Origin of the sequence: Brevundimonas diminuta (genome assembly GCF_022654015.1) — a bacterium.
GTDB lineage: Bacteria > Pseudomonadota > Alphaproteobacteria > Caulobacterales > Caulobacteraceae > Brevundimonas > Brevundimonas diminuta_C.
On the sequence record NZ_CP073063.1, the window covers coordinates 678,694 to 691,143 of the forward strand.

Below are 12,450 nucleotides of genomic sequence, written 5' to 3' on the forward strand. Positions count from 1 at the left end.
GGATGTTCGGCAAACGCACAGGTCAGCCCGGCGCCGCCCCTGCGCCCCTGCGGCCAGCCCCGGCTCCCGCGCCGGCATCCGCGCCCGGCGGCGAACCTGTGTCCGTGTTCAGCATGCAGGCGACCGCCGCGCCGATGGCGGCGACGACCAACGCATCAGCCTTTGCCTATGCTGACGAGGATCTGGAACCGGCGGCCGACGCCTTCGACCGCGCGTCTGCCCCAACCCAGCCCGCTCCGGCCGATCGTCTGGACGCCCTGGCCTCGCGTCCCAAGCCCAAGCCGGCCCCTGAGGCCCCGCGTCCCACCGGCAACGTCGCCGGCACCGGGCCGAAGGCCACGGCGGGTCTCGAGCAGCTGAAAAAGGCCCAGGCGGTCGCCGAGATCGTCCGCGAACAGAGCGACTACTATCACGCCACGAAGACGACGATCTTCAACGCGTTGATGAACACTATCGACCTGGCCCAGCTGGCGCATCTGGACCAGAAGGCGGCGTCGGAAGAGATCCGCGACATCGTCGCCGAACTGGTGGCGATCAAGAACGTCTCCATGTCGGTCGCCGAGCAGGAGCATCTGGTTCAGGACATCGTCAACGACGTCCTGGGATATGGTCCGCTGGAGCCGCTGCTGAGCCGCGATGACATCGCCGACATCATGGTCAATGGCGCCGGACGGGTCTTCATCGAGGTCGCGGGCAAGGTCCAGCTGACCAATGTCCGTTTCCGCGACAACACCCAGCTGATGAACATCTGCCAGCGGATCGTGAGCCAGGTCGGCCGCCGCGTGGACGAGTCGAGCCCCATCTGCGACGCTCGCTTGCCGGACGGTTCGCGCGTCAACGTCATCGCTCCGCCGCTGGCCATCGACGGCCCGACGCTGACGATCCGGAAGTTCAAGAAAGACAAGCTGACGATGAAGAATCTGGTGGAGTACGCCTCCATCAGTCCCGAAGGCGCGCGCGTCCTGGGCGTCATCGGCGCGTCGCGATGCAATCTGGTCATTTCGGGCGGCACCGGCTCGGGCAAGACGACCCTGCTGAACACGCTGACGGCCTTCATCGACCCGACCGAGCGGGTCATCACTTGCGAGGACGCCGCCGAACTGCAGCTGCAGCAGCCGCATGTGGTGCGTCTGGAAACCCGCCCGCCGAACCTGGAAGGGCAGGGCACGATCACCATGCGGGATCTGGTCAAGAACTGCCTGCGGATGCGTCCTGAGCGGATCATCGTCGGCGAGGTGCGCGGACCCGAGGCGTTTGACCTGTTGCAGGCCATGAACACCGGCCACGACGGCTCGATGGGCACGCTGCACGCCAACAGCCCGCGTGAAGCCATCAGCCGGATGGAGTCCATGATCACCATGGGCGGCTATGGCCTGCCGTCCAAGACGATCCGCGAGATGATCGTCGGCTCGGTCGATGTGATCATCCAGGCCGCCCGCCTGCGCGACGGTTCGCGCCGCATCACCCACATCACCGAGGTCGTGGGCCTGGAAGGCGATGTGATCGTGACGCAGGACCTGTTCGTCTACGACATCACCGGCGAGGACGAGAACGGCAAGATCATCGGCCGGCACCGCTCGACCGGCATCGCCCGTCCCCGCTTCTGGGACCGCGCCCGATACTACGGGCTGGAACGCGAGCTGGCCGACGCCCTGGACGCGGCGGAGTAGGACGATGCTTCCAATTCTCGCCGCCGTTCTGGCCTTCATCACCATCGGCGGACTGGGCTGGGTCTTCGTCGGGGGAGACGATTCCTCGGCCCAGGCCGTCAAACGCGCGCAAAGCTTGGGCGAACCCAAGAAGAGCGCCGCGCTCGCCCGCAAGGCGGCCGCCGCCAATACGCCCGAGGCGCGCCGCAAGCAGATTCTGGTCCAGCTTCAGGATGCCGACCGCCGCGAGCGCAAGGCGCGCACGACGCTGGCGTCGCGCCTGAAACAGGCAGGCTTGAGCCTGAGCGTGACGACCTTCTACATCATCTCGGCTGTGGTCGGGCTGGTGACCGGCCTGGGCGCGCTGATCTTCGGATTGCCGATCCTGGTGGTCATCGGTATCGCTCTGATCTTCGGTCTGGGACTGCCGCGCTGGATCGTGGGTTTCCTCGGCAAGTCGCGGATGAAGAAGTTCTCGCTGGAGTTCCCCAACGCCGTCGACGTGATTGTGCGCGGCATCAAGTCGGGCCTGCCGGTCCACGAATGTTTCAAGATCATCGCCCGCGAGAGCCCGGCGCCGCTGGGGCCGGAGTTTCAGACACTGGTCGAGGGCCTGGGCGTCGGCCTGACCCTGGAGCAGGCGTTGGAGAAAATGTACGGCCGGATGCCGACGTCCGAACTGCGTTTCTTCACCATCGTCATCGCCATCCAGCAGAAGACCGGCGGCAACCTGGCCGAGGCGCTGGGCAATCTGTCGGCCGTGCTGCGCGCCCGTCGGATGATGGGCGAGAAGATCAAGGCGTTGTCGTCCGAAGCGCTGGCCTCGGCGGGCATCATCGCCTCTCTGCCGCCTGCGGTCATGACAATGGTCATGTTCACCACCCCCTCTTACATGATGCCGCTGTTCACCGATTTCCGCGGCAACTTCATGCTGCTGATGGCGGCGCTGCTGATGGCGACCGGCATCTTCGTGATGAAACGCATGATCTCGTTCAAGTTCTGAGGCCGGGATCATGGAAAGCTTCATCCGTTTCATCACCGACCCGCAGAACCTGCTTAGCATCGGCGTGGGTGTGCTGGTCTTCGCCACGGTCGTCACCCTGTTGTCGTCGATGACGGGCGGGGTTGCGCTAGACAAGCGAATGAAGGCGGTTGCGGAACGCCGCGACGACCTGAAACGCCGGTCACGCGCGAACATGGCCGGCGGTCAGGGGGCGCTGCGTCACACCGACGACGGGTTCAAGAAGCGGATTGTGGATCGGCTGAATCTGTCCAAGCTTCTGGAAGATCCCAAGGTCGCGGGTCAGATGGTGCAGGCCGGTTATCGCGGGCCGCGTCCGCTGACGACCTTCTACTTCTTCCGCTTCACCTCGCCCTTCATCTTCATGATCGTGGCGGCGTTTTATCTGTTCGTGATCAAGGTCGTGGACTGGCCCACGATGAACAAGGTGACCGCGACGATGGCGGCGGCGGTCGCCGGCTTCTATGCGCCGAACATCTATTTAAAAAATCGGATCGACAAGCGCCGCGCCTCGATCATGCAGGCGTTCCCTGACGCGCTGGACCTTCTGCTGATCTGTGTCGAGGCGGGCATGTCGATCGAGGCGGCGATCGCCAAGGTCAGTCAGGAAATGGGGCCGTCATCGATCGATCTGGCCGAGGAACTGTCGCTGCTGTCGGCGGAGTTGAGCTATCTGCCCGACCGTCGCATAGCCTACGAAAATCTGGGCAAGCGCACCAACCACCCGGGCGTGAAGTCGGTGGCCACCGCCATGACGCAGGCCGAAACCTATGGCACGCCGCTGGCCACCGCCCTGCGCGTCATGGCGAAGGAAAATCGCGATTTGCGGATGTCCGCCGCAGAGAAAAAGGCCTCGGCCCTGCCGGCCAAACTGACCGTGCCGATGATCCTGTTCTTCCTGCCGGTCCTGTTCATCGTCATCCTGGGTCCGGCGATCCTGAATGTCATCGACATGATGAAGGACGGGCGTTAGGCGCGCTCCGCCGCCGCCTTCAGTCCATGGGCGGCGCTTTCGAACGCCGCCTTGATCGCCGGGCGATGCTTGTCATGGAACAGCTCGCCGCGAATGCCCGAAAAGCGGATGCCGATGGCGACGATGCAGTTGCCGGGCGCCAACTCCTCGATCTGGATATAGCGCAGGCTCTGGAACAGGAAGCCGCGCCGTTCGGCCCAGACCAGACGCGCGCGCGGTTGCCACTCCACCACCTGGGCCGCCGCCTGGCGTTCGGCCATATCGGGCCACGCCTCGGTCATGGTCAGGCGGCCGCCATAGGCGATGGCGCCCTCGACGTCCCTGTCGATCGGGTTCCAGGCGCCCCAGTCGGATAGGTCCGCGACCAAGTCCCAGATGCGGTCCGAGGTCGCCTGAACGCCGACGCGTTTTTCGATGCGAGTGTCATCCATGGTTTCGCTCTGACACGGCTGGCCGCCGGAAGAAAGGCGCCGGGTATCAGTCGGCGGCGTCGATCCGCTTCAACCGCCGTCCATCGTCCAACGCCAGCCGCGTCTTGACCTCGAACAGATCGGCGCCGGCTGGAATGATTAGCAGCTTCTTGGGCTGGGCCGTGTTGACGGCGACGACGGCGCCCTTGGGACAGATATCGAAACAGTCGGCGCCGACGACCGTCAGTTCGCCCTTTCGACCCTGTTTGCCCTTCTTCAGGTGCAGATATTTGCGCAGCGCCTTTTTCAGCGTCAGATCGCCGCCGGGGCCGAAGCCGCCGTCCAGCTTTTTGGAGCATTTGCGGCAGACCAGAACGACGTCGCGCCATTCGGTCTTTGCGCTCTTGAAGGCCTTCTCACCCATGCGGAGAGAAATCGGCGTTCGCGACGACTTGCACAAGCGGGTGCGGCGCCGTCACCTGTCGTCGGGCTGAAAATTTCACGGGACCTTCACATGCGCCGATTGTTCGCCGCCTCCACACTGGCGCTGTTGCTTGCCGCCGGCGCCGCTCAGGCGCAGGTCGATACGGCCAGTGTGGACGCCGCCGTCCAGCGCGTCATGCCCGAGGTCGTCGCGTGGCGGCGCGACTTCCACCAGCACCCTGAACTGGGCTTCGCCGAGACCCGTTCGGCCGGGGTGATCGCCGAGCATCTGCGGTCGTTGGGGCTGGAGGTCCGCACCGGGGTCGGCAAGACCGGCGTGATCGGCGTGCTGCGCGGCGCACGGCCGGGTCGGACGGTGGCCCTGCGCGCCGACATGGACGCCCTGCCGGTGCAGGAGGCGACGGGCCTGGACTTCGCCTCGACCGCCACCGGGACCTACATGAGCAATACGGTGCCGGTGGCCCACGCCTGCGGCCACGACATGCATATGGCCATGCTGATGGGCGCGGCCGAGGTGCTGGCGGGGATGAAGGACCGGATCGCCGGCACGGTGGTCTTCGTCTTCCAGCCGGCCGAGGAGGGCGCGCCTCCGGGAGAGCCCAAGGGCGGGGCGGCCCTGATGATCGCGGACGGGGCGCTGAACGATCCCAAGCCTGAGGCCATCTTCGGCCTGCACGTCGTGCCGGGCCGTCCGGGCAGCGTCTTTTATCGACCCGAGGGCTTCATGGCCGCCTCCGACCGCGTGGATATCCGCCTCATGGGCAAGCAGACGCATGGTGCCTGGCCCTGGCGCGGGGTCGACGTGATCGCGGTAGCGGGCCAGGTGGTCGAGACGGTCAACACCCTGACGGCGCGCACGGTCGATCCGACCACGACCCCGACCGTCTTCACTATCGCCACGATCAATGCCGGCGTCCGCTACAACATCATCCCCGACAGTGCGACGCTGTCCGGCACCCTGCGCACCTTCGATACGGCCCAGCGCGACGCCCTGGTCGCCCGCGCGGAGACCGCCATCGACCACGTCGCCGAGGCTTACGGCGCCACCGCCGAGTTCGGCGTCAAACAGAACGCCGCCCTGGTGTTCAATGACCCCGGCCTGTCCGCCTGGCTGGCCCCTGTCCTGACCGAGGCGGCGGGCGCGGGGAACGTCAACGCCGCCACGCCCCCGACCACGGTGGCTGAGGACTTCAGCTATTTCCAGCAGGTCATCCCCGGCGTCTTCTACCATCTCGGCGCCAGTCCCGACGGCGTCGACCCCGCCCAATCCGCACCCAACCATTCGCCGGAGTTTTCACCGAACGAAAAGGTTCTGCCGCTGGGGGTGAAGACGCACGTTTTGACGGCGTTGCGGTTTTTGGAGCGGAGCTAGGCGAGGCGTGCGATGGCTGCCGGAAACCAATGTCGCAGACCGACCCATAGGCGACGTTCGGTCTGACGCGTAGGCTATGGCTCTGGAGGGGGAATGTCGGAGTTCACGGAACTTGAGCGGACGGTGCTCGCGATCATTTGCGATAGTCAGCCAAGCATTGCCGAGCCTCTCCACAGCCTCTTATCTGACGCTCGAATTTCCGAGCGGCATAACACTGGCCACGGCTTCTATACGTCCTTTGATGTGGTGAACAGCGAGCCACCTATCACTTGGCCAGAGCGCATCATGGACGGACCGAACGCCGAAGTTTCCGTGGGCGACGAAATCCTGCTCATGGGCTTCATTCTTTGGCTTGAAGGCGGCTACCCAACCTGCCTCGAAGGCTTCCAATACGGCACACCAGCCGGTGACGACATCGACTTGAAAGCTGTCGACTTGGCTTCTATCCGATGGATCAAGCCAATGCGTTGAATGGGAGTTCAACGTCCGGTTCCCACCCTTTTCGGACTATCCGAAGGCCCGGTTTAGGGCGGACCAAGTAGAAGCATATTCAGCAAAAATCTGTCACACAGGTCTCGCTACAACCGCTCAAACACCGTCTCGATCACCCGGCGATAGACCGCCGTCAGCGTCTCCAGCTCCGCCGTCGGCACCCGTTCGTCGATCTGGTGCATGGTCTGGCCGACCAGGCCCAGTTCCAAGACCGGGCACAGGGCGCGGATGAAGCGGGCGTCGGAGGTGCCGCCGGTGGTGGAGGCCACGGGGCGGCGGCCCGCCACGGCCTCGACCGCGTCCTGAACCGCCTCCACGAAGGCGCCCGGCTCGGTCAGGAAGGCCTCGCCCGAGCACAGGTGCTCCAGGGTGATCTGAAGCCCGGTCTCGGCCTGCATGGCACCGGCCTCGCGGTTCAGCCAGTCGATCAGGGCGTCGCCGGTATGGCTGGGGTTGAAGCGGATGTTCAGCCGCGCCGTCGCCTGGGCCGGGATGATGTTGGTCGCCGGATTGCCGATGTCGATGGTGGTGATTTCGAGGTTCGACGGGGGGAAGTTCTCGTAGCCTTGGTCGAGGACGTAATCGTTCAGGCGGGCTATCAGCTTCGCGATCACCGGGGCCGGGTTGGCGGCGCGCTCGGGATAGGCGACATGGCCCTGTTTGCCGTGGACGGTGATCCAGGTGTTCAACGAGCCGCGCCGCCCGACCTTGATCATGTCGCCCAGCTGTTGCGACGAGGAGGGTTCGCCGACAACGCAGGCGTCGATGACCTCGCCCTCGGCCGCCAGGGCCTCGACCACCCGCTTGGTGCCATGAAGCGCCGGGCCTTCCTCGTCGCCGGTGATCAGGAAGGAGAGGGAGCCCTTCGGCTCGCCTTCGGCCAGCACCTGGGACACGGCGGCGACCCAGGCGGCGATCCCGCCCTTCATGTCCACCGCGCCCCGGCCGTACAGGACGCCGTCCCTGACCTCGGCGTTGAAGGGTTGGGCCGACCACTGGTCCGACGGGCCGGTCGGGACCACGTCCGTATGGCCGGCGAAACACAGGTTGGGCGAGGCGGTCCCGCGCCGGGCGTACAGGTTCTCGATCCGCGCATGGACGCCCTCGCCTCCCGGTCCCTCGAAGGCCAGGCGGCGGCAGGTGAAGCCTAGCGCCGTCAGATGGCGCTCCAGCACATCCATCGCCCCCTCGTCGGCGGGCGTGACGGAGGGAATGCGGATCAGGTCGCGGGTCAGTTCGACAGGATCGATGACGGGAGTTGATGCGCGGCTCATGCGGCTATGCTTTAGGGATAATCCGCGTCTGCGAGAAGACGGTGCGCTCCTGCCGAAGCCGAGACCTTGACCAAAGAATCCATCGCTGCCGGCCCCGCCGCCCCGCCATCTCCGCCCGAAGGCCCGGCCAGCCCGTGGGGCATTCGCGACTTCCGCCTGTTGTGGTTCGGCCGCGTGGTGGCGGTGCTGGCGATCCAGATCCAGTCCTCGGCCCTGTTATGGCAGGTCTATGAGATCGCCCGGCGCGATCATCCGGTCGAGGAGGCCAGCCTGTATCTGGGGCTGGTGGGGCTGTGTCAGTTCCTGCCGCTGCTGGCCTTTACGCTTCCCGCCGGGGCGATGGCGGATCGGCGCGACCGGAAGCGCACGGTGTGGATCTCGATCCTGGTCGAGGCGGCCTGCGCGGGATCATTCCTGGCCATGGCCCTGCACGGAAACCCGCCGCTGTGGGGTCTGTTGGCGGTCGCGGCCCTGTTCGGCGCGGCGCGGGCGTTTCTGGCGCCGGCCAGCCAGGCCTTCCTGCCGATGGTGGTGGGGCGAAAGGCTCTGCCGCCCGCCATCGCGGCCCAGTCCATCGCATTCCAGACAGGGGCCATCGCCGGCCCGGCCCTGGGCGGGGTGATCGTGGGGGTGAACGTGCCCCTGGCCTATGCGGTGTCGCTGGGCATGTTCCTGCTGGCCGTCGCCGCCTTCATCCTGATCCGCACCAGCGGCAAGCCCGCGCCACAGGCCAATCCACTGTCGCCTGTGGATTCCGTGAAGGAAGGTCTGGCCTATGTCTGGAAGACCAAGATCGTGCTGGGCGCCATCTCACTGGATCTGGTGGTGGTGCTGCTGGCGGGCGTGGCGCTGCTGACGCCGATCTTCGCGCGCGACATCCTGCATGTTGGACCGCAAGGGTTCGGCTTGTTGCGGGCGTCGTTCGGCGTGGGGGCCATGGTCATGGCTATCTACCTAAGCCGCTATCCGGTCCGCCAGAACGGCGGGCGCTGGATGTTCGCGGCGGTGGCGGTGTTCGGCCTGTGCACCATCACCTTCGGCCTGTCGCGCATCGTCTGGCTGTCAGGCCTGGCCCTGTTCATCGGCGGGGCGGCGGACATGATCAGCGTCAATGTGCGCCAGACCCTGATCCAGCTGGCCACGCCCGATCACATGCGCGGGCGGGTGTCCTCGGTGTCCATGCTGTTCATCGGCGCCTCGAACGAACTGGGCGAGGCCTATTCCGGCGTCATGGTCCGGCTGCTGGGCGCGGTCGGGGCGGCGGTGTTCGGCGGATTCGGCGCCCTGGCCGCGACCGGGGCCTGGGCGACGATGTTCCCGGGGCTGAGGAAGGCGGATCGGCTGACGTGAGTGGGAGTGAGCGAGGGGTGCTAGTGAGCAAGAGGTGAGCGAAGAGCGGTGCGGCGTTTTCGGCCTCGGCTCACTTCTCGCTCACTAGCACCCCTCGCTCACCTCAGTCACCACGCTTTGAAATGCTTCGACAGCTTCAGGCCCTGGTTCTGATAGTGGCTGCCGCTTTCGCCATACAGACGGCTGGGGCGTTCGGTCAGGGGTTCATAGACCAGGCGGGCGACGATCTGGCCGTGTTCCAAGAGGAACGGCGTGTCATGGGTGCGGACTTCCAGCACGCCCTTCGAGCCCGCGCCATGCGCCTCGTCGGTGCCGAAGCCGGGGTCGAAGAAGCCAGCGTAGTGGACGCGGAACTCGCCGACCGACGGATCGATGGGGGTCATTTCGGCGGCCTGATCGACCGGGATCTCGACGTCGTCGGACGAGGCCAGGATGTAGAATTCGCCCGGATCCAGCAGCAGTTCGCCACGGCGCAGGCTCAGCGGCTCCCAGAAGTCGCGCGGATCGTGGCCGTCGATGTGGTCCAGATCGACCACGCCCGCATGGCGACGCCCGCGGAAGCCGACGATGTCGCCGCCCTGCAGATCGACGCCGACCGAGCGGGTCTCCAGCTTGGGCGGATCGCCGGCCTTGAGCCGTAGCTGGTTCAGGCGCGTGCCGGGACGGACCAGGATGGAGAAGGTCTGGGGCGCGACCTCCATATAGAGCGGGCCGTCATAACCCTCGGCCACGTCATCGAAGCTGGCGCCCTGATCGGTCAGCAGACGCACGAAGACATCGACGCGGCCGGTCGAGCTTTTCGGATTGGCGCGGGCGATCAGGCCTTGGGGCAGTTTCAACCGCTCCTGAAGGCGCACGATATAGACGCAGCCCTTTTCCAGCACGACGCCGGCCTCGGTGATCTCGATGGCGTGCATGGCCACGTCGGCGATGCGGTCCTCGACCTTGCGCCGGCCGGGCAGGAAGGAGGCGCGGACGCGCCAGGCCTGATCCGACAGCCGCAGGTCCAGGCTGGCCGGCTGGACCTGGTCGTGGTCGAAGGGCGTGTCGGACGTGACGGCGCCTGTGGCGATCAAAGTCTCGATGGACTGGGCGGGCAGGATGCCGGGACGGGGCGCTTGGAAGGAGCTCATGGCGTCTGTCTCACACGGTTTTCACGACTTGTCTCCAAGTCGCGCTTGCAGCCCGCGCGCGGCGGGGCGAGCATATAGCCCATGCACGAGGGTCCTGCCTATACCGCCGAGACGAACGGCATCCTGATCCGGGTCCGGCCCAGCTATCTGGCGGGCCAGTCCGATCCCGACGAAGGCCGCTGGGTCTGGGCCTATCAGATCGAGATCGTGAATCTGACGGGATCGACGGTGCAGCTAATGGCGCGCCGCTGGACCATCACCGACGGCCACGGCCATGTCGAAGAGGTGCGCGGCCCTGGCGTGGTCGGCGAACAGCCGGTGATCGAACCCGGCGGCAGCTATGCCTACGCCTCGGGCTGTCCGCTGGGCACCGACAGCGGCTCGATGGTGGGCGCCTACTATATGACGGATGCGGACGGGCGCAGTTTCGAGGCGCAGATTCCGGCGTTTTCGCTGGATACGCCGGATGCGCGGCGGGTGCTGAACTGATCGAAAGGCGGATGGGGCTGCGTCAACCCGGATGAACCGCAGCCCCGCCCCTGAAGTCTCGCCGGCCGCTTGCGCGAACCGGCGAGGGGGAAGTTAGCTCAATGGAGAGCATCTGTGACGCGGGCATGACCCGCGCGAAGCGCCGCGCTCAAGTCGCGAGCGACCGCGTCGTGAGCGTAGCGCGCTTAAATATAGCGCCGCAGGCTGCGGGCCAGGTCGGAACCGCTTTCCTTGGAGCCGCGACGGACTTGCGGCTGGTAGGCGACGCGGGCGTGTTCGACGCAATAGACGCCTTCCGACGAGCGGCGGCCGCAGAAGCTGAACTCGCGCGACGACGGGTCGCCGATCGGCCATTTGCACATGTGGGCGCCTAGCGTCATCACGGTCGCCGTGCCCGGCAGGTCCGGGATCGGGGCGGGGACGGGCGCGGCGGGTTCGACCGGCTTGGGCTGGACGGCTTCCAGACGGCGCGGGGCCGAAGGTTGCTGCGCCGGAGCGGCCGGCGCCGGACGCGGACGCGCGGTGCGGAAGGTCGCGGCGACGGTGCGCGCCGGTTGCGAGGGGGCGGCCCGGCCCGACAGGCCCAGACGGTGCACCTTGCCGATCACGGCGTTACGGGTGACCCCGCCGCCCAGTTGTTTGGCGATCTGGCTCGCGGACTGGCCCTCAAGCCAGAGCTTCTTTAGCGCGCCTACGCGGTCGTCGGTCCAGCCTGCGGTCATGCCACCCTCCAGCGAGTTTGGATTCAATATCTAGGTCCAGGCTCCCCCTCCGGGGTCTTGACCTACAACTAATCGTAAACCAGCCGTTAAGAGACGCAAGATGTGCGAATCATCCTGTCCACAGAAACCAGATATTGAATCATCGTTAAGGTTAAGGCGGATTGGTGAATGGTGACGCGTGACTGGTGAGTCAGGACGACTGCGCGGGACAGTCACGATTCACCAATCACCAATCACCTCGGCCTTGCGAAGCGCGGCGGTCGAGCGCATCTGGCGGGCCATGACCGATACGCCCGATCTGATCTCCACCCGGCCTGCCGGCCTGCCGCAGCCGCGTCGCTATCCGGGGATCAACTGGATCGGGGTGCAGACCCTGTATCTGCGCGAGGTGCGTCGCTTCTGGAAGGTGGGCGCCCAAACGGTGGCGGCGCCGGTGGTGACGACGCTGCTCTATATGCTGGTGTTCGTGGTGGCGCTTCAGAACGCGCGGCCCCCGCTGCATGGCACGCCGTTCGCCCTGTTCGTCGCGCCCGGCCTGATCATGATGGCCATGTTGAACAACGCCTTCGCCAACGCCTCGTCCAGCCTGATCCAGGCCAAGATCATGGGCACGGCGACCGACTTCCTGACGCCGCCGCTCAGCCCGCTGGAGTTGACGCTGGGCTTTACGCTGGGCGCCGCGACGCGCGGTCTCGCGGTCGGTCTGGTCACGGCGATCTGCGTGCTGCCGTTCGCGCCGCTGGGCATCGCCAATATCTTCGCCATCGTCTGGTTCGCCCTGGCCGCCTGTTTCATCATGGGCATGACCGGCGTGCTGGCGGGGCTGTGGAGCGAGAAGTTCGACCACCTGTCGGCGGTCCAGAACTTCATCGTCATGCCGATGACCTTCCTGTCGGGCACCTTCTACCTGGTCGAAAATCTGCCCGAGCCGTTCCGGGCGTTGAGCCGCTACAACCCTTTCTTTTATCTGATCGACGGCTTCCGCTACGGCTTCATCGGCCATGCCGAAAGCAATCTGACGGTCGGCGTCATAGGGTCGGCCGTGCTGATGGCGGTCATGGGCGTGGTCTGCTGGCTGGTGTTCCGCTCGGGCTGGCGTCTTAAGAGCTAGATCGCTACCT

The 12,450-nt window shown here is 66.0% G+C and carries 13 protein-coding genes; 8 read left to right on the forward strand and 5 right to left on the reverse strand.

What is annotated here, in order from left to right; all coding sequences use genetic code 11:
* The first annotated feature begins 2 nt into the window (after window positions 1-2).
* From KAK88_RS03280 to KAK88_RS03290, 3 genes are read left to right on the forward strand one after another with little or no spacing between them, the layout of a single operon-like run.
* The gene (locus KAK88_RS03280) at window positions 3-1,670 is read left to right on the forward strand and encodes a CpaF family protein (protein WP_242077857.1); all 1,668 of its coding nucleotides are present in this window, start codon (window positions 3-5) and stop codon (window positions 1,668-1,670) included.
* Between the two features lie 4 nt (window positions 1,671-1,674).
* Entirely contained in the window at window positions 1,675-2,652 is a 978-nt protein-coding gene (locus KAK88_RS03285; protein ID WP_242077858.1) for a type II secretion system F family protein, read from the forward strand.
* A gap of 10 nt (window positions 2,653-2,662) precedes the next feature.
* Window positions 2,663-3,643, forward strand: coding sequence for a type II secretion system F family protein (locus KAK88_RS03290; RefSeq protein WP_091750700.1), 981 nt, complete (start codon window positions 2,663-2,665; stop codon window positions 3,641-3,643).
* On the opposite strand, the gene KAK88_RS03295 is transcribed toward KAK88_RS03290, so the two are convergent.
* Both KAK88_RS03295 and KAK88_RS03300 read right to left on the reverse strand, forming a co-directional pair.
* Window positions 3,640-4,074, reverse strand: coding sequence for an SRPBCC domain-containing protein (locus KAK88_RS03295; RefSeq protein ID WP_242077859.1), 435 nt, complete (start codon window positions 4,072-4,074; stop codon window positions 3,640-3,642). The genes KAK88_RS03290 and KAK88_RS03295 overlap by 4 nt on opposite strands.
* Before the next feature lie 46 nt (window positions 4,075-4,120).
* Window positions 4,121-4,477: a hypothetical protein gene (locus tag KAK88_RS03300; protein WP_153922879.1), complete on the reverse strand. Its 357-nt coding sequence runs from the start codon at window positions 4,475-4,477 to the stop codon at window positions 4,121-4,123.
* 90 nt (window positions 4,478-4,567) lie between these two features.
* Here KAK88_RS03300 and KAK88_RS03305 point away from each other — a divergent pair, with 90 nt between their 5' ends.
* Both KAK88_RS03305 and KAK88_RS03310 read left to right on the forward strand, forming a co-directional pair.
* On the forward strand, window positions 4,568-5,869 hold the full coding sequence (locus KAK88_RS03305; protein ID WP_242077860.1) for an amidohydrolase: 1,302 nt from the start codon (window positions 4,568-4,570) through the stop codon (window positions 5,867-5,869).
* A 93-nt stretch (window positions 5,870-5,962) separates the two neighbouring features.
* Window positions 5,963-6,340: a hypothetical protein gene (locus KAK88_RS03310; RefSeq protein WP_242077861.1), complete on the forward strand. Its 378-nt coding sequence runs from the start codon at window positions 5,963-5,965 to the stop codon at window positions 6,338-6,340.
* Between the two features lie 107 nt (window positions 6,341-6,447).
* Here the strand turns inward: KAK88_RS03310 and dapE are convergent, their stop codons facing one another.
* Complete coding sequence (gene dapE, locus KAK88_RS03315; protein WP_242077862.1) at window positions 6,448-7,635, reverse strand: succinyl-diaminopimelate desuccinylase; 1,188 nt, start codon at window positions 7,633-7,635, stop codon at window positions 6,448-6,450.
* Window positions 7,636-7,701: 66 nt separating this feature from the next.
* On the opposite strand from dapE, the gene KAK88_RS03320 reads away from it, so the two are divergent.
* Window positions 7,702-8,985: an MFS transporter gene (locus KAK88_RS03320; protein WP_242077863.1), complete on the forward strand. Its 1,284-nt coding sequence runs from the start codon at window positions 7,702-7,704 to the stop codon at window positions 8,983-8,985.
* A gap of 107 nt (window positions 8,986-9,092) precedes the next feature.
* On the opposite strand, the gene KAK88_RS03325 is transcribed toward KAK88_RS03320, so the two are convergent.
* Window positions 9,093-10,118, reverse strand: a complete 1,026-nt coding sequence (locus KAK88_RS03325; RefSeq protein ID WP_091750682.1) for a 2'-deoxycytidine 5'-triphosphate deaminase — start codon at window positions 10,116-10,118, stop codon at window positions 9,093-9,095.
* 81 nt (window positions 10,119-10,199) lie between these two features.
* On the opposite strand from KAK88_RS03325, the gene apaG reads away from it, so the two are divergent.
* On the forward strand, window positions 10,200-10,607 hold the full coding sequence (gene apaG / locus KAK88_RS03330) for a Co2+/Mg2+ efflux protein ApaG (protein ID WP_137720783.1): 408 nt from the start codon (window positions 10,200-10,202) through the stop codon (window positions 10,605-10,607).
* Between the two features lie 185 nt (window positions 10,608-10,792).
* Here apaG and KAK88_RS03335 read toward each other — a convergent pair whose 3' ends face one another.
* The gene (locus KAK88_RS03335; protein ID WP_017506617.1) at window positions 10,793-11,329 is read right to left on the reverse strand and encodes a cell cycle sigma 70 cofactor GcrA; all 537 of its coding nucleotides are present in this window, start codon (window positions 11,327-11,329) and stop codon (window positions 10,793-10,795) included.
* Between the two features lie 280 nt (window positions 11,330-11,609).
* Between KAK88_RS03335 and KAK88_RS03340 the strand changes: the two genes are divergently transcribed.
* Window positions 11,610-12,440 carry an ABC transporter permease gene (locus KAK88_RS03340; protein WP_045810698.1) on the forward strand — a complete coding sequence of 277 codons (831 nt, stop codon included), beginning with the start codon at window positions 11,610-11,612 and terminating at the stop codon, window positions 12,438-12,440.
* Window positions 12,441-12,450 lie beyond the last annotated feature (10 nt).